Origin of the sequence: Corallococcus macrosporus DSM 14697, assembly GCF_002305895.1 — a bacterium.
Lineage (GTDB): Bacteria > Myxococcota > Myxococcia > Myxococcales > Myxococcaceae > Myxococcus > Myxococcus macrosporus.
The window spans coordinates 3,920,836-3,940,631 of record NZ_CP022203.1 but is presented as its reverse complement, the minus strand read 5'-3'; the positions used below and the strand labels follow the sequence as shown (position 1 = coordinate 3,940,631).

Sequence of the window (19,796 nt, the reverse complement as noted above, 5' to 3'; positions counted from 1 at the left end):
GGCCGCCCGGTGAAACACCGCTGAGCCCCCAAGGCGGCGAGGCCCAGGCCTCGCCGCCTCGTTCATTTCCGGGCGGGTACGGCCCGCCCCCTGAAACCCCGTCCAGGAGGCTGGCCCCCCCCCCGGGGAGCTCCCCTCAGAGCGGTGGGTGGGAGTCCGGCACGTGCTCGGGCGGCGCGGCCCCCGTCGCCTCGGCGCACACGTACTCCGTGCGCAGCGGGGCGACGACGCCGAAGCTCACCGCGAAGACGAAGGGGCCCCACCACGGCCAATACACATCCACGCGCGAGAAGCCGTGGCGGCACTCCGGCGTCACCACGTTCGACGTCGTCAGCCCGCCCACGAGGCTGAACCCCGTCTGCTCCTCCGGAGCGCCTCCACGCGGCGCCCCCGAGCGGAGGCTCATCCGGAAACACCCCGCCTGCGAGAGCAGCAAGCCACACGCCGCCCACCGCGCCAGCGACGTCGCGCGGCTCCGGCGGATGACGCATGTGGCAAGACAACCGGAAATCCCCGTCATTCTCATGCCCCGTCACGGGGACGACACCCAAGCCATGAGACTTCCACGGGCCGTCTCCTGGGTGGCCGTCCAAAATCGGGTTAGGCTTGAGTGACAGCATGGCCCACCCCCCTAAAGCCATCCAGGAATCCAACGCGGAGCCGCAGCTTTCGCCCGAGGCTCGCGAGAAGGTCGAGTTGGCGAAGACGTTCGCCTTCCACCTGCTCAAGGGCATCAAGCAGATTGGCATGTATCGTCACAACGAGTCGCGCTTCCCGGAGTTCCTGGGGAAGGCGCTCGAGTCGATCTCCGCCTACACCGACAAGTTCGGTCCGCTGTCCATGAAGGTGGAGCAGCAGAACTTCCTGCTCCTCGGCGAGTCGCTGTTCTCCGAAGACACGCCGCTGCCCTACAAGTTCTTCCGCGACGGCATCCGTCAGCTCATCTTCCGGCCGGGGCTCACGGTGGAGGAGCTCACCACCTTCACGCTCATCGCCCTGTCGGAGCCGGAGCGCGGCGCGGAGGACGTGCTGGCGCAGCTCTGGCGCGCGAGCATGGAGCACGTCGAGTACGTGGTGGTGGAGGGCTTCTCCATGGAGAACGCCTCCGAGGAGGAGGTGCAGGTGGAGGTCGACAAGGTGGTCGGCTACCTCTACTCGCGCCTGCAGACGAACTCGGAGGACTACCTGCGCTTCGCGCGCGTGTCCGCGGAGGACCTGGACGCCAGGCTGGACGGCGTGGAGCAGATCCGCGGCCTCGTGGTGGGCGGGCGGCACGCCTCGGACGAGCTGAAGGCGAAGCTCCAGCGCGAGGTCTCCGAGGAGGAGAACGCCCGGCTGTTCCCCAAGCTGGTGAGCGCCGTGTTCCAGGTGGTGGAAGGCGGCGTGGATGACGCGTCGCTGCTGGAAGAAATCTTCGTGCAGCTCCTGGACATGCTCCTCCTCCAGGACGACTTCGGCACGGTGAACCAGATTGTCCTCAAGCTGCGCGCGCTCTCCCAGCGCGAGGGCAACGAGGACCTGGCGAAGATGCTGGAGAACTTCCTCCACAAGATGGGCGAGGAGCAGCGCCTGATGCGCGTGGGCGAGTCGCTCAAGTCGACGCGCCCGAAGAACCCCGCGGACGTGTCCCGCTACCTCCAGGTGCTGGGCCGGGACTCCATCATCCCCCTGCTGTCGGTGCTGGAGACCATCGAGGTCGCCGACAACCGCACCCTGCTGTGTGACGCGCTCGCCGGGTTCGCGCGTGAGCTGCCCGAGCCCTTCGTGTCCCGGCTGATGTCAGAGCGGCCGCAGACAGTGCGCGACATGGTCCACATCTTGGAGAAGAGCAACCACCCGGACCGGGTGAAGATGTTCGGCCAGGTGCTGAAGAGCCCCAACCTGGTCGTGAAGCTGGAGGTCCTCAACATCATCGGCCGCGGCCGGACGGGGGACGCCCGGCGCATCATCGTGGACGCGCTGGCGGACCCCATCTCCCAGGTGCGGATGCTGGCGGCGAAGCTGCTGCCGGAGTTCGACCGCGACAAGGGCTACGTGGACCTGATGCGGCTGGTGAGGGAGCCGGGCTTCGAGAAGAAGACGCCGGACGAGCGCGCCGCGGTGTACGCGGCCATCGGCTCCACCGGCACCCCGGGCGCCCTGTCGATGATGCAGCAGATGCTCGCCGTGAAGCCCTCGCTGCTCAACAAGAAGCGGGTGCTGGAGGACAAGCTGCTGGCCATCCACGGCCTGGGCGGCGCGTGCTCCATCCAGGGCTACAAGATGTTGCAGGCGGTGGTGGAGGACAAGAGCCAGCCCCTGGAGGTCCTCACCTCGGCCCGCAAGGCGATGTACCAGACGAAGAAGGCGCTCTTCGGCGACTCGGCGCTGGCGGAGGAGGCATAGGCGCATGGCCGACAACCTGAAAATCACCCAGTCGCAGGACGAGAGCACCAGCGAGTTCGGCCGCGAGCACAACGAGAAGCTCCAGGGCCTGGCGCGCTCGCTGGTGGCCGGCCTCTACATGCTGGTGCGCTCGGTGAAGATGTATGACCCGGAGAACGCCGTCTTCCAGAAGCCGCTGCACCAGCTCCAGGACATCATCAATCAAATCATCGGCAAGGAAGGCCGCCTGGAGCTCACGGGCGTCAAGGAGTCCTTCTACCTGAACGGCATGCTGGTGAAGGTGGACCTCAACTCCATCGAGAACCAGCGCTACCTGCTGGCGGAGCTGCGCGCGAAGGACGTGGGGGGCTTCACGCTCACCAAGCCCGTCACCGTGCCGGAGCTGAAGAACTTCATCTGGATCTTCAGCAAGGAGCAGACGACGGCGTCCGAAGAGGACGGCCTGTCCAACCGCAAGCTGCTCAACATGCGGGTGGCCAAGTTCTCCAAGCTGAAGGAGAAGCTGAACAAGGACCTGGACAACCCGGGCGACCAGAAGGTGGACCGCAAGAAGTACGCGATGACCATCTACGCGCGCGCGGTGTTCTTCCTCACCAAGTACCTGGAGTCGGTGCGGGCCGGGAAGCCCATCAACGCCTCCAAGGCGCTGCGCCTGGTGCAGGACTTCGTCGACATCTCCTACGAGCAGCGGACGCACTTCCTGGGCATGACGACCATGCGGCGCGAGGACGACTACCTCGTGTACCACCAGGTCAACGTGTGCCTGATGAGCGTCGTGTTCGGCGCGGAGCTGGGGCTGACGAAGCCGCAGCTTCGGGACTTGGGCTACATCGCCCTCTTCCACGACGCCGGCATGGCCACGCTGTCGGAGGAGCTGTCCACCAAGCGCGGCGCCCTGACGCCCGAGGAGAAGCAGACGGTGCAGCGCGCGCCGCTCATCTCCGTGCGCAACATCCTGATGGAGAAGGGCTTCAGCCGCTCCACGCTGCTGCGCGTGGTCACGACGTTCGAGCACAAGACGGACTTCGGGACCGCCGTGCGCGACTCGCGCGGCAACATCCAGATGATCATCCCGAAGACGAACCTCGGGGTGTACGCGAAGATCATCGCCATCTGCGACGCGTACGACGCCCTCACGTCCAAGCGCCCGTACCGGGACGCCTACGGCCCGGAGGTGGCGCTGATGCTGATGTGGTCGGAGATGCGGAACAAGTTCGACCCGGAGCTGCTGTCCGTCTTCATGCGGGTCATGGCCATCCAGCCCGTGAAGGTGCTGTCCAAGCGGCAGCAGTCGCTCAGCGTGTCCGGCCTGTAGTCCGCCTGGCGCCCGCCGCCTTCCGGGGCGCGGGCTTCCCTGGCGGCGCGGCCGGCGCGGGGAGCGTGGCCCGGAGCAGCGTCAGGGCCGCCTCCAGGTCCGCGGGCACGGGCGCCTCCAGCTTCAGCACCTTGTGGGTGCGCGGGTGCGCGAAGGACAGGCGCCACGCGTGGAGCGCCTGACGGCCCAGCCGCTCCTGGGCCTCCGCCGCGGCGCCCTTCGCCTTGCGCCCGGCGCCGTAGAGCGCGTCACCCAGCAGGGGGTGGCCGGCCTCGGACAGGTGCACGCGAATCTGGTGCGTGCGGCCGGTGAGCAGGTCCACCTCCACCAGCGCGGCGCCGTCGAAGGCCTCGAGGACGCGGTACACGGTGATGGCGCTCTTGCCCTCCTTCACCTTGCCCGTGAAGCGCTGACGGTGGACGGGGTGACGGCCGTAGAGCGTTTCAATGCGGCCCTCCGCCGGCGGCACGCCGTGCACCAGGGCCAGGTACGTCTTCGCCACCGCGCGCGTCTTGAAGGCCTTCTGGAGCGCGACCAGCGTCTGCTCATTCTTGGCCACCACGAGGCAGCCCGTGGTGTCCTTGTCGAGCCGGTGGACGATGCCGGGCCGCAGCTCGCCGCCCACGCCGGCCAGGTCCTTCACCCGGTGCAGCAGCGCGTTGACCAGGGTGCCAGAGGCGTGGCCGGCGCCCGGGTGGACGACCATGCCAGCCGCCTTGTCGACGACGACGAGGTCGCGGTCCTCGTGCAGCAGCGCCAGCGGCAGCTCCTCCGCCACGGGGACGGCGGGCACGGGCGCGGGGACGTGGAGGACGAGGAGCTCTCCGCCGCGGAGGCGCCGCGCCGGCTTGGCGGGCTGGCCATCCGCGAGCACATGCCCGGCCTCGATGAGGCCATGGATGCGGGAGCGCGTGAGGTCCGGGAAGGCCCGCGCGAGATACTGGTCCACGCGCTCGCCTCGGGCTTCGGGCGGAGCGCGGTGCTCTCGCGTGTCGGGCGCTACCACGGGGAGGGGGTTACCAGATCTTCGACTTCACATGCGCCTTCGAGCGCAGGACGATGTCGTTGATCGCCCGCTCGAAGAAATTCATCTTCGTGAAGATCTCCTGGCTGACGCGGCTCTTGTAGAGCTCGCGGCCCTCTTCCAGTTCCTCCTTGAGGACCTCGAAGAGGTTGTCCTGTTCGATTCCCTTGATGATCTTCTGCTCGTTGTAGAGCGAGATATCCGAGGCAATCGCACGGGCGAGCCGCATCGCCTTGACCTTTTCCTCGTCCGTCATCGTGACACCTACTTAGGCAGCGGCCGGAGGGGAGTCAACTTTCCTCGCAACGCCGGTGACCTCCGGGCGTTTCCGGCCGGCTCCCCTACTTCTTGCCTGACTTCTCGGAAGACAGGGCGAGGTAGCTCTTGGAGACGCGGAGCGGGTCCAGCCCCAGCTCGCGGGCCAGGTTCATCAGGATACCTCGCAGGTAGACCGCCGCCGGGAGCGCGTTGTAGCGGTCCGCCTCCACGTTCTCCAGGTGCCCGCGAGAGATGCGGGTGCGGTCGGCGACCTGCTGGAGGGTCATCCCCCGGGCCTCGCGGACCTGGCGGAGCAGCTCGCCATTGAACTCGGCGTCGGACGGGATGTCCGGAATGCGAGGCCGGGGCTCACGGGCGCGGGACGCGGCCTGGGACACCTGCGCCAGCGCCGCCTCCGCCGTGGCGATGGCCGAGTCCTGGGCAATCTGCGGCGCGTCCCCCAGGCGTCCGGGACGCGACACCGGCCTGCCCTGCTCGGCCTGGGTGGACGTGGGGCTGACCGGGACGATGGCCGTGGAGTCGGGGCCGGGCGCCGGACTGGCGCTCGCTGGAGCCGGTGGCGTGACAGTCGCGACCGGAGCCGGAGGGGCCACGGGCGCGGCGTCAGGGGCCGAGGTGGATGGACCTGAAGCGACGCTGACCGGGGCATCCTGCGCCGGGGTCGCCCCGGTGGCAGGCGCCGAGGGCGAGGGAGCCGGCGCGACGCCCACCGGAGCGCCCTGCGCGGGCGGGGTGTCAGTGGCCGGAGCGACCGAGTCATTCACCAGGGCCTCCTCCCCCAGAGCCGGAGCGCTGACGGGGGCTGCCGGTGCAGCGGCGGAGGCCGCGGCAGCAGGCGCCGCCGGGGCCTCCGTGGCCGAAACGAGGGTGGCCGTCGTCGAGACCGCGGCAACAGGCGCCGCAGCGGGTTCGCTGACCGGAGCCGGGGCGCTGACGGTGGCCACCGTCGCGGTCGTCGGCGCGGCGGCCTCCCCACTCGAAGCCGGGACGCTCGCGCCCGTCGCGGAGCCGCTGTCCGGCCGGGGCTGAATCGCCGCGGCGGGGACATCCACCGCGCTGCCCAGCCGCTGCGTGTCCTGCAACGAGCTGGACACGTACGCGAACGAGAACCCCCGGAAGAACGAGGCCCGGAAGTCCGCCTGTCCCGAAACCGCGGCCAGTGGCTCCACCCGCGGCTCCGTCGCCCTGGCGGCGCCCTCCTCCGCTCCGCTCCGCTCCGTGCTCGCGGTCTCCGAGTCCTCCACCGGCACGTCTCGCACTGCCCCTGGCCTCCCGTCCGTCCCCGCCTGGGGGACCTGCGTTGAACGCGGGCCAGTCTGTTCGTCCCCGTGCGTAGCGGCAACCCCGACGCGCTCCGGCTCGGCACGCTTTTCCGCCGGCGTCACCTCGCCACCCGACGCCGCCGCGTCCATCAACCGGCGCGCCGGGAGTCCCAGGTCCTTGTCGTACTCGGCACGCAGCTCTTCGTCGGAGAGGATCTCCAGGGCCTCGGCCATCCGGGCGCGCAGCCCGTCCACCTGGCCCTCGTCCACGAGCGCGTACACGGCGATGGAGTCCGGCGAATACAGCTCCATCAGCCGTTCATACGCCGCGCGGATCTCCTCCAGCGGCGCGGTGACGGGGACTTCGAGAATCTCGTAGTAGGTCTGCTGCTCGAAGGGCTTCATGGTGGGGAGCGCTGAGGGGAACCGTCAATCGCGAGGATACGCGTTGCGATGCCCTGAATGGCAGTGGCCGCCGCGGAATCCGGCCGCTCGATGAGGACGGGCTTGCGCTTGCGCACCGCGCGCCACGCCTCGTCGTCGTAGCGAATGGCGCCCAGGACATCCATGTCGATGCCGAAGAACTTCTTCCACGCGGCGGCCACCGAGGTCCCCACGGACAGGTCCGCGTCCGTGCGCGCCTGGTTCACGACGAGGCGGATGCGGAACGCGGACAGCTCCCGCTCCAGGCGCTCCGCGATGGCCGGGTCCTTGCGCCGGGCCTGCGCCAGCACGTCATGCAGCGTGCGCAGCGCGCCCTCGCGGGTGGTGAGCGCGTCCTCCACCAGGTCCTCGATGCCGTACTGCGCCTCCACCTGCTGGAGCTTGCGGAAGAAGGCCGCCTTGGCGAAGCGGTAGGCGTTCTCCACCGACGTGGGCTCGGGCAGCATCACCAGCACGCCGTGGTCCGCGAGGATGAAGAAGTCGATGGTGTTGAAGCTGGTCCCCGCGCCCAGGTCCAGGATGAGGTAGTCCGCCGACGTGGCCATCAACGTCCGCAGCAGCTTCTGCTTCTGCGCGTACTTGAGGTTGGCCGCGTCCAGCGCGTCCTGCGCGCCGGCGATCAGCGACAGCCGGGGCACGCCGGTGGGGATGATGACCTCTTCAATCTGCGCCTTGTTCCGGCGCAGGAAGTCGGACAGCGTCGCGTTGGGCTGCCCCACCCCCAGGCACGTGTGCAGGTTCGCCCCGCCCAGGTCCACGTCCACCAGCAGCACGTTGGCGCCTGACTGCGCCAGGGCCACGCCCAGGTTGGCGGACACCATGGACTTGCCAATGCCGCCCTTCCCGCCTCCCACCGCGATGATGCGCCGGGGACGAGGACGACGTGACAGACCAGGGGGGCCGGAGACCATGGGGCCTGGCTCCGTGGGGCCCAGGGCTCGGGACTCCGCCCGGGGCGCTCGCGAGGGTTGGGACATGCCCCCCCATCAAATCGCGAACCCGAGGTCGCGTCGACTCCCCGACCTTCCGCATCCGTTCAGTGGAACATCCCCGCCCGCGCGTGCGCTGGAAACCCGTCACTCCCGGGAAGTCACCCGGGCGTCCCACGGCGTCAGCGCGCCTGGACGCCCACCGGGCAGGCGCTACTCGTCCAGCAGCTCCACGTTCCAGTACGAGGCATCCGCCAGGTGAAGGAATGGCAGCCACTCCCGGTACGTCACCTTGCGGGTGGCGCCCCGGAACAGCGGCGTCCAGCGCGGGCGCACCGGCTTCTTGAGCAGCTTCATGTGGGCCTGCTCCGGCGTGCGCCCGCCCTTCCTGAGGTTGCAGGGCACGCAGGAGCACACGACGTTCTCCCACGTCGTCTTGCCGCCCTGGGTCCGCGGCATGACGTGGTCCAGGTTCAGCTCGCTGCGCGGCAGGTTCTGCCCGCAGTACTGGCAGGTGTCGTTGTCGCGCGCGTAGATGTTGAGCCGGGAGAAGCGCACCCGCCCACGGGGCAGGTGGTCATACGCGCTGAGCACCAGGACGCGGGGCACGCGGATGGTGCGGTCGATGGTGGTGATGCAGTCCTGCGTGGCGCTCAGCTCCGCCCAATCCGCGAACTCATACAACCGGTACTGCGAGTCGATGGCCTTGGCCACCCCCAGGTACAGGAGCGAAAACGCCCGTTTCACCGAGGTGACATGCACCGGCTGGTAGTACCGGTTGAGGACAAGCACGGCGCTGTTGATCATGGCGGGTTCCCTGGAATGGCGGCCGTGACGGCGTCGGCGACCGCCTGGAGCTCCTCCTCCTCGAGACACCGGACGTCGAGGAGCACCTCGCCATCCGTGATCCTGCCAATAACCGGCGGCATTCCCGCGCGCAGGCGCTCCAGGAATGCTTCCGGCTTCTCTAGGGTGAGGATGCACGCGGAGGACGGCAACCCGGCCAGCGGCATGGCACCCCCACCCACCTGCCCCACCACGCTGGCCACCCGCGCACGCACACCCCGCCCCGCCAGCAGGCCCTGCAGCCGCACCGCCCGGGCGCGCAGGTCCTCCGGCGGCTGGGCGAGCAGACGGTGCACCGGCACCTCGTCCGCCCGGCCATCCCGGTACAGCACCAGGGTGGCTTCGAGCGCGGCGACCGTCAGCTTGTCCACCCGCAGGGCCCGCATGAGCGGGTGGGCCTTGATGCGCGAAATCAGCGCGGACCGGCCCACCACGACCCCCGCCTGGGGTCCTCCCAACAGCTTGTCTCCCGAAAAGGCCACCACGTCCGCGCCCGCGGACACGGCCTGCGCCACCGTGAGCTCCTGGCTCGAGCCCGGGCCCTTCAGCGGCACCAGCGCGCCCGCGCCCAGGTCCTGGAACACGGGCACGCCGCGCGCCCGCCCCAGCGCGGAGAGCTCCGCCACCTCCACCTCTTCCGTGAAGCCCACCAGCGCGAAGTTGGAGCGGTGCACCTTCACCAGCAGCGCCGTCTCCGGCCCCAGCGCCGCCGCGTAGTCCGACAGCCGCGTGCGGTTGGTGGTGCCCACCTCCACCAGCTTCGCGCCGGACTGCTTCATCACCTCCGGGACGCGGAACCCGCCGCCAATCTCCACCAGCTCCCCGCGCGACACGACGCACTCGCGGCCGGCCGCCAGCGCCGCCAGCACCAGCAGCACCGCGCCCGCGCAGTTGTTCACCACCACCGCGTCCTCCGCGCCCGTCAGCGAGCGCAGCAGGCCCACCAGCGGCGCGTAGCGGCTGCCCCGCTCCCCCTCATCCAGGTCGTATTCGAGGTTCGAGTACCCCCGGGCCACCTCCGCCACGCGCGCCACCGCCGAGGCCGCCAGGGGCGCGCGGCCCAGGTTGGTGTGCAGCACCACCCCGGTGGCGTTGAGCACGGGCCGCAGCCCCGGCGTGGCCAGCGTGGCCAGCGCGTGCCGCACGTCCGCGTCGTCGAAGCCAGGCCCGCCCGAGGCCACCAGCCGGCCCCGGGCACGGTCCACCGCCAACCGGAGCGCGGCCACGGCGCGAGCCCGGGGGACGCCGCTCAACAGGGGTTCCAGCGACGGGCGCCGCAGGAGCTGCTCGACGGAGGGGAGCGCGCGCAAGAGCGCATTCTTCCCACCGTCTCCACTGTTCGACGGGGCGCCCACGCCCCCGAGTCTAGGAGAGCCGCCGGGCAAGTTCCAGGCGGGCCCCGGAACATCGGGGTGACAAAAGGAAAAGGCCCAGCCTCCCTCGGGAGACCGGGCCTTCGGACCAAGCGCTGGGAGCGCTCAGTAGGAACTCAGACCGGGCGAACGTTCTGAGCCTGCAGGCCCTTGGGGCCACGGGCCACGTCGAACTCGACCTTCTGGCCTTCCTGCAGCGTGCGGAAGCCCTGGGTCTGAATCGCAGTGTGGTGGCAGAAGAGGTCCTCGCCGCCGCCGTCCTGCATGATGAACCCAAAGCCCTTCGCATCGTTGAACCACTTCACGGTACCAGTCGCCATTACGCTTCTCTTCTTCTTTCTCTGCCAGCCTCATGAATTGAGCTGGCTGCCACACCGTGTGAAAGGGCGGCCCTGGCCGTGTGTCACGTTTCCGGCCGGTTGCATAGGGGGTCCACCTCTCACACGCGCCCTTTTTCCGGGCGTGGACATAACAGGCCGTGTCCACCCCCCATTCCGCGCGAATTCTCCATCAACACCACCCGGTTCGCGCCCGGGTGACGCCGGGGCACCTACTTCGCGGCGCTCTTGAGCACGGGCAGCTTGGGCGCCCGTCCATACAGGAGCTGGTACGTGTTGAAGGAGCGCAGCACGCGCTTGATGTAGCCGCGCGTCTCGGAGATGGGGATCTCCTCCACCCACGCGTCCAGCGCCAGGTCCGGCTTGTCGGACCTCCAACGATTCACGGCGCCGGGGCCGGCGTTGTAGCTGCCCACCGCGTAGGGCGTGTGGCCCTTGAAGCGCTTGAGCAGGCCGCCCAGGTAGTGCGCGCCCAGGCGGATGTTGAGGTCGGGCTGGAGGAGCTGGTTCACGCTGAAGCGCTTGAGCTTCAGCTCGCGCGCCACGCTCCGCGCGGTGGAGGGCATCAACTGCGTGAGGCCCAGCGCGCCGGCCCATGACAGCGCCTTGGGGTCCAGCGCGCTCTCCTCCCGCATCAACGCCTGCAGCAGGTCCGGCTCCACGCCCGCGTCCGCGGTGTGCTTCTCGATGAGGTCGCGGAAGGCGTTGGGATAGGCCACCTCCCACACCACGCGCGTCTCCGGGGTGATGCGCCCGCTCAGGTCCTTGCGCAGGGCCAGCCGCGCCACCGCGTGGGCGGAGCGCTCGTCACCGGCCTCGTGCAGCACCAGCACCAGCAGGCGCACGGACTCGGCGGGCAGGTTCGTCCGGTCGACGGCCAGCAGCTCGGACGCCACGGCCTCGGTGAAGCCCAGGCGGTACAGCTCCACGCCGGCGCGGAAGTGCGGGTCCTCGCCCATGGGGCCGGCGAACAGCGGCCAGGGGCTGACGGCCTCCGGGACGGCGAAGATTTCAGCGGACACCTTCTCCAGCCGCGGCGGGTCCACCTTCGCGAGCTGCGAGCGCGCCATCAGCCCGTAGTAGGTCGCCGGGTGGTCCACGGAGAGCTGCTCGAACAGCTCCGCGGCGCCCTGGATGTTGCCCTTCTCCTGCATCGTCCGCGCCCGCCAGTAGCGCGCGCGCTCCACGTCGTAGCTCTCGTCCGCCTTGGCGAACTGGGCCTCGATGCGGTCCAGGAAGGACAGCCCGGCGTCCACCGCGCCGGTGGTGCGGGCAATCCAGAACGCCTTGAAGAGCGCCTCGCCCAGGAAGTCACCCTGCGGGTACAGCCGGGCCAGCGTGTCCAGCCGGGCCATGGCCTCCTGGGGGCGCCCCGTCTTCAGGTAGAGGTCGGCCGCGTAGAACAGGCCGTCGTCCGCGAACGAGTGGTCCGGGAACTCGCGCGCCATCCGCTCGTAGGTCTCCATGCCGCGCGCCTGGTCGACGATGGAGCGCGACGAGCCGAGCACGTACATCACGCGCGGCAGCAGGTCGCGGTCCTGGCACTTCTCCGCCACCGGCGTCAGCACCTGGATGGCGCGCGTGTGCTGGCGCTCCTTGCGCAGCCCCTTGCCGTAGGAGAAGTGCGCGCGGCAGGCCAGCGGGTCCGGCAGCGCGAGCTTCGGCAGCAGCGGCTCGAGCTGCGCCAGGCCAGGCCTGTTGCGGTGCAGCTCCACCAGCGCCTCGCCCCGCCCCACCTTCGCCTCCATGGGCGGCGTCTGCCCCTTGAGGCGCTTCTCGGCCTGCTTCGACAGGGCGGACAGCGGGTGCGCGGCCCACAGGCGCCACAGCGCGGCGCGCTCGGCGGCCCTGTCCTTCTGCTCCGCGGCGATGTCGGCGATGGCCATCAGCGCCTCGGCGCCCACGTTGCGGCCCCAGCTCGGCGCCGCGCGCGCGGTCAGCGGCTCCAGCGCGGCCATGGCGCCCGCCGCGTCCTTCTTCTTGCGCAGCACCCGCGACAGGGCCAGCCGCGCGTCCACGTACAGCTTGGACTCCGGCGGCACCTGCTCCAGCAGCGCCGCGGCCTCGTCGAAGCGGCGCAGGCTCTCCAGCGCCACGCCGCCGTGCGTCAGGCAGCGGTCCTTCAGCGCGGGGTAGTCCGGGGCCAGCGCGGCGAACTCCTGGGCGGCGGACGCGTCATCTCCGGCGCGCACCGCGGCCAGGGCGCGCAGGTAGCGCACCGGGGGGCTGTCGCCCTCGTCCTTCAGCAGCTCGCGGGCGCGGGGGTACTGTCCACGGTCGAACGCGTCGCGGGCCTCCTTCTTCTTGCCCTCCCCGAAGTACGGGGCCAGGTCCTCCAGCCCGTAGCGGCGGCCCCGGTGCACCACCGGCGTGGGCGGCGCGGCGTTGGGGAAGGCGGGGTTGAGCACCTCCACGTAGCCCACCGGCAGCGGGGCCTTCTCCGAGTCGGGGGGCGGAGACAACTGCGCCTCCGGCGGCGCGTTGCTGGGGTGCTGGGCCGGCGCCTCAGACGCCTCGGACTCGGCCGGGGTGGACGAAACCGCCCGTGGGGCGGGGGCCTGCGCGGTCATCAGGAGCGCGGAGGCGGCGACGGCGAGCTTGGAAAGGAAGGGCTTCATACGCGGGGGCTGGGTCGCTGGGAGATGCGCGCGGGCTCGCCCCAGGACAACCGGCAGGTCATGGAAAATTTCCGGAGGCTGACACAGGTTAGACTGTCCGCCTCCTCATGGACATCCGGACACAGAGCGCGCTGCTGGCATCCATCATCGGGCTCGCCCTGGGCGTGTCCATGTTGCTGCGGCCCGGCAGGCCCAGGGTACTGACGCTGTACTCCGTCTTCGCACTGACGGTCGCCGGCTACTACCTTTCGCTCTTCTTTCACAACGTCTTCCCGGCGGCCGACTACCCGTGGGCCTCCCGCATCTCCGTGGGCGCCACCATCCTGGTGGCCTCGCTGGTGCCGGGCGCCGCCGTCGCCTTCTTCCTGGAGTTCCTGGGCGTCAGCAAGGGGACCCACCTGGTGGGCCGCCGGCTCGCCCTGCTGTCCGCCGTCCTGGGGCTGACCGTGGCCGTCACCCCCCTGGCCGACAAGCTCTGGGCCCGGGTGTGCATGGGCGTGTGGGTCCTGGGCACGCTGCTGACCTACGGCTCGTTGCTGCTCCACCGGGTCCGCACCACGGAGTCCCGCATCGAGAAGTTCCGGCTGGCCTACCTGGCCATCGGCGCGGGCGCGGCCATCCTCTTCTCCGCGCTGGATTTCCTGGTCAGCTTCGGCATCCCCTTCCCCACGCTGGGGTCGGTCTTCTCCACGCTGTACCTGTTCTTCCTGGCCCACACGCTGCTGCGGCTGCGGCTCATGGACCTGCACGAGCTGCTGGGCAAGATCGCCTCGCAGACGGTGCTGGCCAGCATCCTGGCCGCCGTCTTCACGGTGCTGACGGCGTGGGGCAAGGAGAACACAGGCCTCTTCCTCTTCAACACGGTGGTGGCCGCGTTCGTCATCCTCATCCTCCTGGAGCCGCTGAAGGTGAAGGTGGAGGAGATGGTGGTGCGCATCTTCTTCCGCGAGCGCTTCGCCCTGCTGGACTCGCTGGGCTCGCTGCGCGCGCGCATGGCGAACGTCATTGAAATCTCCGAGCTGGCCCGGCTGGTGCTGGACACCCTCCACGAGACGGGCCGCGTGACGCACGCCTCGGTGTACCTGCTGGCGGAGGACCGGCCCGGGTACCGGCTGCTGGATTCGCGCGGCCCGCTGCCGGTGGCCTTCCTGGACACGGCGGTGGCGCGCGGCCTGCTCTTCGCGGCGGCCAGCGGGCAGAAGGCGGTGCTGCGGGAGAACGTGGAGCGCCGCATGGCGACCATGCGCTTGCAGGTGGTGGAGGGCAAGCGCTACCGCGACGAGCTCAAGCGGCTCAACGACACGCGCGCGGCGCTGGTGCAGGTGAAGGCCGGCATCACCGTGCCGCTGATGGGCAATGACCGCGTCATCGGGTTCCTCAACCTGTGGGATGAGCGGGTGCCGGAGGCCTTCGCGTCCGACGAAATCGCCATCATCCTGGAGGTGGCGGAGCGGCTGGCGACGGTGCTGGAGAACTCCAAGCTCTACGAGAAGATTCGCGAGCGGGACCGCCTGGCCGCGCTGGGTGAGATGGCGGCGGGCCTGGCGCACGAGATCCGCAACCCGCTGGGCGCCATCAAGGGCGCGGCGCAGTGCCTGGACCCGGCGCAGTTCCAGGGTGAGGACGCGGAGTTCCTGGAGGTCATCGTCGAGGAGGTCAACCGCCTCAACGGCGTGGTGACGGCGTTCCTCGACTACGCGCGCCCGATGAAGCAGAGCTTCGGCACCACCGACCTCAACGAGGTGGTGACGCGCACCATGCGGCTCATCCAGAACGACGTGCCGTCCAACCTCCAGCTCGCCGTGGAGCTGGACTTGATGCTGCCGCGCGTGGACGGCGACGCGGAGCAGCTCAAGCAGGTGCTCATCAACCTGGTGCAGAACGCGGTGCAGGCGCTGGGCTCGCGCGAGGGCCGCATCAGCGTGCGCACGGAGAAGCCGGAGCGCTTCGGCGAGCTGCGCAGCGCCGGCGCTGAGTTCGTGGAGGTGCAGGTGTCCGACAACGGCCCCGGCATCCCTCCGGACCAGCACCCGCACATCTTCGTGCCCTTCTACACGACGAAGCAGAAGGGCACCGGCCTGGGCCTGGCCATCTGCCAGCGCATCGTGAAGAACCACGGCGGCAGCATCTCCGTGCAGAGCAAGGTGGGCGAAGGCTCCACGTTCGTCATCCGCCTCCCCGCCCTCCCCACCGAGCAGCCGCCCGCGTCCGAGGCCCCTTACGTGGAGGGCCTGCCCGCCGGCACGCGTCCGTCGCAGTCACTGCCCATGCCCGACGAGCTGCGCGACGGGGCCAGGCCCGCGCAGCGAGAGCCCCGCGCCAAGCGGGAGCGCCGCAAGCGGCTCCGCGCATAGCCAGGCCGTCACCCGGCGCGTTCGGCCTGGAGCCCCCACAAGGCCGGGCTCGCGGAAAAGGCCGCTTTCGCTCTCGGAACGGAGCCCCTATACGGCATCGCCATGAGCGCCTGCCCTTTCTGTCCAAGCATGATGCAGCACACGCCGGAGGGTGAGCTTCCCCTGGAGACCTGTGCCGCCTGCGGCGCCGTGTGGTTCGAGGGCCAGTCGCTGACGAAGGTGATGGGAGGCTCCGTCTCGGACGCGCTCCTCCGCCGCGCGAAGGACAGGTCCGGCTGCTGCAAGGGCTGCCAGGGTGCGCTCCGGTACGTCCCGGAGTGCGCGGACTGCGGAACCCGAGCCCCCACCTGTCCACGCTGCGGCCACGCGCCCCTGCCGGTGGTGGAGGTGTTCGGCGTCCACATGGAGGTGTGCTCGGGCTGCGCGGGCGTGGCCCTGGACGCGGGCGAGCTCCAGCAGCTTCAAGACGCCGTGGAGACGTACCGCAATGAGCCGCTGGACGCCCGGGCCCAGGTGCGGCTCGAGGGGCGCCCCTGCTGCACCGCGTGCCGGCGCGCCCTGAAGCTGGAGCACGGCTTCGTCGCCGAAGAACGCCTCTACTGCGGGAGCTGCGCGCCGGCGGGCTCCACGCCCTACTCGGAGACGTTCAGCCCCAGCCGAGGGGACATCCCGATGTTCGTCCCCACCCGGCGTGGAGGCCAGGCCTTCAACTTCCACGGGTACGCCGCCGAGGGATTGAAGTGGCTGCTCCACAAGATGTTCACCGGCTGAGCCGCGCGAGCCCCAGCGCGGCGCTCATCCCAGTGACGCGGTGGCCTCGGCCAGCTTCTCCTGCGTGGCCTCCCAGCGGGCGTAGAGGTCTTCCAGCTCCTCCTTGCCCGCGCGGTGGGTGTCCATCAGCGGCTTGGCGCGCGCGAAGTCGTTGTAGAGGTCCGGGTCCGCGAGCTGCGCCTCGCGCTCCTGCTGCCCGGCCTCCAGCTCGGCGATGCGCGCCTCCAGCTTCGCGATCTCCTTCTTGAGGGGGCCTTCCACCACGCTGCGGCGCTGGCGCGCTTCCGCCTCCATCCGCTTGCGGTCCTTCTCCGAGACGGGCCCGCCGGAGCCCCCCTTCTCGCCCCGCGCCTGCCCCGCCGCCACCTCCGCCGCCGCCTGCTGGAGCTTCTGCTGATGGTACAGGTAGTCGTCCAGGTTGCCCGGGTGCGGCGTGAGCTTCCCGTCGGCCACCTCCCACACGTGCGACGCCAGGCCGTTGATGAAGCTGCGGCTGTGGCTGACGAAGAGCAGCGTGCCGCCGTAGCCCTTCAGCGCTTCAATCAGCATCTCGGCCGAGTCCAGGTCCAGATGGTTGGTGGGCTCGTCCATCAGCAGGAAGTTGGAGGGCACCAGCAGCAGCTTGGCCAGCGCCACGCGCGCGCGCTCACCACCGCTCAGCACGCCAATGGGCTTCTCCACGTCATCGCCGCTGAAGAGGAACGCGCCCAGCACGCCGCGCACGTAGCTCTCCGGCTTGTCCGCGGCCAGCGGCCGCACCTCTTCGATGATGGTGTTCTGCCGGTCCAGCTTGTCCGCGTGGTGCTGCGCGTAATAGCCCACCACCACGTTGTGCCCCAGCGTCACCGTCCCCGTGTCCGGGGCCAGCTCGCCCGCGACCATCTTCAGCAGCGTCGTCTTGCCCGCGCCATTCGCCCCCACCACGGCGATGCGCTGCCCCCGCTCCACGCGGCCGGTGAGGCCGTCGTAGATGGTCTGCGCGCCGTAGCGCTTGGTGATGCCCTCCAGCGTCACCACGTCGCGCCCGCTCCGCTCCACCTCGGGGAAGCGGAACTTCATCGACGTCCGCTCCTCCAGGACCTGCACCTTCTCCAGCTTCTCCAGCATCTTCGCGCGGCTCTGGGCCTGCCGCGCCTTGGTGGCCTTGGCGCCGAAGCGGTCGATGAAGCCCTGCAGCTCCGCGCGGCGGGCCTCCACCTTCACCGCGCGGGCCTTCAGCAGCTCCTTCTCCTCGGCGCGCAGGCGCTTGTACTCGTCGTAGTTGCCCGTGTACTCGCGCACGCCCTCCACCTCCAGGGACACCACCCGGTTGATCTGCCGGTTGAGGAAGTCCTTGTCGTGGGAGATGAGCACCAGCGCCTTGTTGGAGCGGCGCATGAAGTCGTCGAACCAGGTGAGCGTGGGCACGTCCAGATGGTTGGTGGGCTCGTCCAGGAGGAGCAGGTCCGGGTCCTGGAGCAGCAACCCCGCCAGGGCCGCGCGCATCCGCCAGCCGCCGGACAGCGCGGAGGTGGGCTTGGCCAGGTCCGCGTCGCGGAAGCCCAGGCCCTTGAGGATGCGCTCGGCGTGGTGGCGGCCGTAGCGGTTCTCGAAGTCGTCCAGCTCCGCGTGGAGGTCCGACAGGGACTGGGCCAGCTCCAACTGGTCCTCCTCGTCCGTGGCGGCGGCGAGCGCCTCCTCGGTCTCCTTGAGGCGGGCCTCCAGGGCATCCCGGCCGGGCACGGTGCTCATCACCGCCTCCACGACGGTGCCGTCGGGCAGGCCGGCGATCTCCTGCGGCAGGTAGCCCGCCCGGGCCTTGCGGCTGTACTGCACCGTCCCGGAGTCCGGCTGGGCCACGCCCGCCAGGATCTTCATCAGCGAGCTCTTGCCCGTCCCGTTGGCCCCGACGAGGCCCACCCGGTCCCTGGGACCCAGTGTGAAACTGTCATTATCGAAGAGGACCTTCTTTCCGTAGGCGAGGCAGAGGTCCTGGGCGATGACGAGGCTCATGGCGCCGGGGATGTAACAGCCCGCGGGCGGCTCGGGAATGTCGGATGTGCCTGCCCGTTTGCTTCCAGGTCCGCTAGGGGCTTTCCGGGTTGGGCCGGTGCCTGTCTATACTCCGGCCCCACATGGCTGCCCCCTGTCCCCATTGTGGAAGCACCGACGGCGTCGACCACCTCTGCTCAGGCCAGAGCCTCCAGCTCCTCGGCCAGGTCCTCGACGGCCGTTACAAAATCGAAAGCGTCCTGGGCCAGGGCGGCATGGGCATGGTGTTCCGCGCCACCCAGACGTCCGTGCAACGTCCGGTGGCGGTCAAGACGCTCAACCCGTCCCTGGCCGCCGCGCCCCAGTTCTTCGAGCGCTTCCGCCGGGAGGCGGAGCTCGCCAGCCGGCTGCGCCACCCCAACGTCATCACCATCTTCGACTTCGGCCGGTCGCCGGACGGCACCTGCTACTACGTGATGGAGCTCCTGGAGGGCGAAAGCCTGAAGGAGACGGTGAAGCGCCAGGGCCCCATGTCCCTGCGCCGGGCCTTGAGCCTCGTGGAGCAGGCGTCGCAGGGGCTGGCGCACGCGCACGCGGAGGGCTGCGTCCACCGCGACTTGAAGCCGCACAACATCATGGTGCAGCAGCTCAGCGGCCAGGACTTCGTCAAGGTGCTGGACTTCGGCCTGGTGAAGGCCATGGAGTCCGAGGAGGAGGAGCAGCTCACCTCCACCGGGCAGGTGCTGGGCACCCCGCAGTACATGCCGCCCGAGCAGGCCGGCGGCGAGTCCGTGGACCAGCGCTCCGACCTCTACTCCATGGCGGGCGTGCTCTACTTCTGCCTCACGGGCAGCTCGCCCTTCGGCGCCAACACGGTGCGCAAGGCGCTGACCGCGTCGCTCACCCAGGCGGTGCCGTCCGTCAACACCAAGCGCCAGGGCGCGCCCGTGCCAGCCGCGCTGGATGCCTTCTTCAAGAAGGCGCTCGCGCCGGAGAAGGAGGACCGGTACCAGAACGCGCAGGAGTTCATCGACGCCATGCTGGACACCGTGGCGGACCTGTCCAACGAGGAGCTCGACGCCATGCCCAGCGGCGGCGTCTCCGGCGGCAGCGAGCGCGGCAGTGGCAGCCGCAGCCGGCCGGGCAGCCGCGGCAGCCGTCATGGCAGCCAGAGCGGCATCCGCTCCTCGCGGGTGGGCGCCGCGCCCACGCTGGGCCGGGGCTCCACGCCTTCCAACGTCGTCGTCGCCAGGACGCAGGGCGGCGGTGGCGCCACCTCATCCTCCCGCAGCGGTGTCCGCCCGGCGGCGCAGCGGTCCGCGCCGCCGCCTCCCGCGCCGCCGCCCGAGCCGGAAGGCATGTCCACCGGCAAGAAGGCGGCCCTGGTCGCGGTGCCGCTGGTCCTGCTGGCCGTGGGCGCGGCCGTCGTCATGGGCACCCAGGGCGGCGGCGCCTCCACGGAGCCGGTCAAGGTCGTGGAGGTTCCCCGCGAGCCTGCGTCCCAGCGCACCCAGGTCGCCGCGGGCAACGCGACGGCCCCGCAGGCCGAGTCGGCGCTCATCACGGTGAGCCTGGACTCGACGCCGGCGGGGGCGTCCATCTACGAAGGTGAAGCGATGGTGGGCACCGCGCCCACGAAGCTCCAGCTCCGGCGGGACAAGGTGCACTCGTTCAGCTTCCGCCTGCCGGGACACCAGGACAAGGAGCTCACGCTCAACCTGAGCCGCGTCGCGGGTGACACGCAGTCCGCGAACGTGGTGCTGGAGCCCGTGCGCGCCGCGCCCCCGCGGACGACCCGGCCCACGCCCAGGCCGGCGGGGCCGTCCGGGCCGGACATCTCCGTGTTCGAGTAGGCCCCGGTGGGGGCACGCGGAAGCGCCGCCGTGC

At 70.2% G+C, this 19,796-nt stretch carries 15 protein-coding genes; 5 read left to right on the top strand and 10 right to left on the bottom strand.

What is annotated here, in order from left to right:
• Positions 1-136 precede the first annotated feature (136 nt).
• Entirely contained in the window at positions 137-406 is a 270-nt protein-coding gene (locus MYMAC_RS16680) for a hypothetical protein (protein WP_013939915.1), read from the bottom strand.
• Between the two features lie 212 nt (positions 407-618).
• Here MYMAC_RS16680 and MYMAC_RS16675 point away from each other — a divergent pair, with 212 nt between their 5' ends.
• Both MYMAC_RS16675 and MYMAC_RS16670 read left to right on the top strand, forming a co-directional pair.
• Positions 619-2,385 carry a HEAT repeat domain-containing protein gene (locus tag MYMAC_RS16675; RefSeq protein ID WP_095958787.1) on the top strand — a complete coding sequence of 589 codons (1,767 nt, stop codon included), beginning with the start codon at positions 619-621 and terminating at the stop codon, positions 2,383-2,385.
• Positions 2,386-2,389: 4 nt separating this feature from the next.
• Positions 2,390-3,700: an HD-GYP domain-containing protein gene (locus tag MYMAC_RS16670; RefSeq protein ID WP_013939913.1), complete on the top strand. Its 1,311-nt coding sequence runs from the start codon at positions 2,390-2,392 to the stop codon at positions 3,698-3,700.
• Here MYMAC_RS16670 and MYMAC_RS16665 read toward each other — a convergent pair.
• The 8 genes from MYMAC_RS16665 to MYMAC_RS16630 form a co-directional block, all read right to left on the bottom strand.
• Positions 3,681-4,706, bottom strand: a complete 1,026-nt coding sequence (locus MYMAC_RS16665; protein WP_095958786.1) for an RluA family pseudouridine synthase — start codon at positions 4,704-4,706, stop codon at positions 3,681-3,683. The genes MYMAC_RS16670 and MYMAC_RS16665 overlap by 20 nt on opposite strands.
• 10 nt (positions 4,707-4,716) lie before the next feature.
• Entirely contained in the window at positions 4,717-4,980 is a 264-nt protein-coding gene (locus MYMAC_RS16660) for a hypothetical protein (protein WP_011553384.1), read from the bottom strand.
• 85 nt (positions 4,981-5,065) lie between these two features.
• Entirely contained in the window at positions 5,066-6,670 is a 1,605-nt protein-coding gene (locus MYMAC_RS16655; RefSeq protein WP_095958785.1) for a helix-turn-helix domain-containing protein, read from the bottom strand.
• Complete coding sequence (locus MYMAC_RS16650; protein WP_095958784.1) at positions 6,667-7,620, bottom strand: P-loop NTPase; 954 nt, start codon at positions 7,618-7,620, stop codon at positions 6,667-6,669. The genes MYMAC_RS16655 and MYMAC_RS16650 overlap by 4 nt, the downstream gene beginning before the upstream one ends.
• A 231-nt stretch (positions 7,621-7,851) precedes the next feature.
• Positions 7,852-8,445, bottom strand: coding sequence for an HNH endonuclease (locus tag MYMAC_RS16645; RefSeq protein ID WP_013939909.1), 594 nt, complete (start codon positions 8,443-8,445; stop codon positions 7,852-7,854).
• Positions 8,442-9,839 carry an L-seryl-tRNA(Sec) selenium transferase gene (gene selA / locus MYMAC_RS16640; RefSeq protein ID WP_095958783.1) on the bottom strand — a complete coding sequence of 466 codons (1,398 nt, stop codon included), beginning with the start codon at positions 9,837-9,839 and terminating at the stop codon, positions 8,442-8,444. Before selA ends, MYMAC_RS16645 begins: the two co-directional genes overlap by 4 nt.
• 134 nt (positions 9,840-9,973) lie before the next feature.
• Positions 9,974-10,177, bottom strand: a complete 204-nt coding sequence (locus MYMAC_RS16635) for a cold-shock protein (protein WP_011553379.1) — start codon at positions 10,175-10,177, stop codon at positions 9,974-9,976.
• A 230-nt stretch (positions 10,178-10,407) separates the two neighbouring features.
• Positions 10,408-12,813: a lytic transglycosylase domain-containing protein gene (locus MYMAC_RS16630; RefSeq protein ID WP_095958782.1), complete on the bottom strand. Its 2,406-nt coding sequence runs from the start codon at positions 12,811-12,813 to the stop codon at positions 10,408-10,410.
• Positions 12,814-12,920: 107 nt separating this feature from the next.
• On the opposite strand from MYMAC_RS16630, the gene MYMAC_RS16625 reads away from it, so the two are divergent.
• Both MYMAC_RS16625 and MYMAC_RS16620 read left to right on the top strand, forming a co-directional pair.
• A complete protein-coding gene (locus tag MYMAC_RS16625) occupies positions 12,921-15,167 on the top strand; it encodes an ATP-binding protein (RefSeq protein ID WP_095958781.1) in 2,247 nt (748 codons plus the stop codon).
• A 129-nt stretch (positions 15,168-15,296) separates the two neighbouring features.
• Positions 15,297-15,938 (top strand): TFIIB-type zinc ribbon-containing protein, encoded by a 642-nt coding sequence (locus MYMAC_RS16620; RefSeq protein WP_239989568.1) that lies wholly within the window; start codon positions 15,297-15,299, stop codon positions 15,936-15,938.
• A gap of 24 nt (positions 15,939-15,962) precedes the next feature.
• Here MYMAC_RS16620 and MYMAC_RS16615 read toward each other — a convergent pair whose 3' ends face one another.
• Positions 15,963-17,930 carry an ABC-F family ATP-binding cassette domain-containing protein gene (locus MYMAC_RS16615; protein WP_095958779.1) on the bottom strand — a complete coding sequence of 656 codons (1,968 nt, stop codon included), beginning with the start codon at positions 17,928-17,930 and terminating at the stop codon, positions 15,963-15,965.
• A gap of 254 nt (positions 17,931-18,184) precedes the next feature.
• Here MYMAC_RS16615 and MYMAC_RS16610 point away from each other — a divergent pair, with 254 nt between their 5' ends.
• Complete coding sequence (locus MYMAC_RS16610) at positions 18,185-19,762, top strand: serine/threonine-protein kinase (protein WP_239989630.1); 1,578 nt, start codon at positions 18,185-18,187, stop codon at positions 19,760-19,762.
• The last annotated feature ends 34 nt before the right edge of the window (positions 19,763-19,796 follow it).

Excerpts from the sequence above, each read along its gene's own strand:
- MYMAC_RS16680 (WP_013939915.1), bottom strand. The coding sequence starts at position 406 with ATGAGCCTCCGCTCGGGGGCGCCGCGTGGAGGCGCTCCGGAGGAGCAG.
- MYMAC_RS16675 (WP_095958787.1), top strand. The coding sequence starts at position 619 with ATGGCCCACCCCCCTAAAGCCATCCAGGAATCCAACGCGGAGCCGCAG.
- MYMAC_RS16670 (WP_013939913.1), top strand. The coding sequence starts at position 2,390 with ATGGCCGACAACCTGAAAATCACCCAGTCGCAGGACGAGAGCACCAGC.
- MYMAC_RS16660 (WP_011553384.1), bottom strand. The coding sequence starts at position 4,980 with ATGACGGACGAGGAAAAGGTCAAGGCGATGCGGCTCGCCCGTGCGATT.
- MYMAC_RS16655 (WP_095958785.1), bottom strand. The coding sequence starts at position 6,670 with ATGAAGCCCTTCGAGCAGCAGACCTACTACGAGATTCTCGAAGTCCCC.
- MYMAC_RS16650 (WP_095958784.1), bottom strand. The coding sequence starts at position 7,620 with ATGGTCTCCGGCCCCCCTGGTCTGTCACGTCGTCCTCGTCCCCGGCGC.
- MYMAC_RS16645 (WP_013939909.1), bottom strand. The coding sequence starts at position 8,445 with ATGATCAACAGCGCCGTGCTTGTCCTCAACCGGTACTACCAGCCGGTG.
- MYMAC_RS16635 (WP_011553379.1), bottom strand. The coding sequence starts at position 10,177 with ATGGCGACTGGTACCGTGAAGTGGTTCAACGATGCGAAGGGCTTTGGG.
- MYMAC_RS16630 (WP_095958782.1), bottom strand. The coding sequence starts at position 12,813 with ATGAAGCCCTTCCTTTCCAAGCTCGCCGTCGCCGCCTCCGCGCTCCTG.
- MYMAC_RS16625 (WP_095958781.1), top strand. The coding sequence starts at position 12,921 with ATGGACATCCGGACACAGAGCGCGCTGCTGGCATCCATCATCGGGCTC.
- MYMAC_RS16620 (WP_239989568.1), top strand. The coding sequence starts at position 15,297 with ATGATGCAGCACACGCCGGAGGGTGAGCTTCCCCTGGAGACCTGTGCC.
- MYMAC_RS16615 (WP_095958779.1), bottom strand. The coding sequence starts at position 17,930 with ATGAGCCTCGTCATCGCCCAGGACCTCTGCCTCGCCTACGGAAAGAAG.
- MYMAC_RS16610 (WP_239989630.1), top strand. The coding sequence starts at position 18,185 with ATGGGCATGGTGTTCCGCGCCACCCAGACGTCCGTGCAACGTCCGGTG.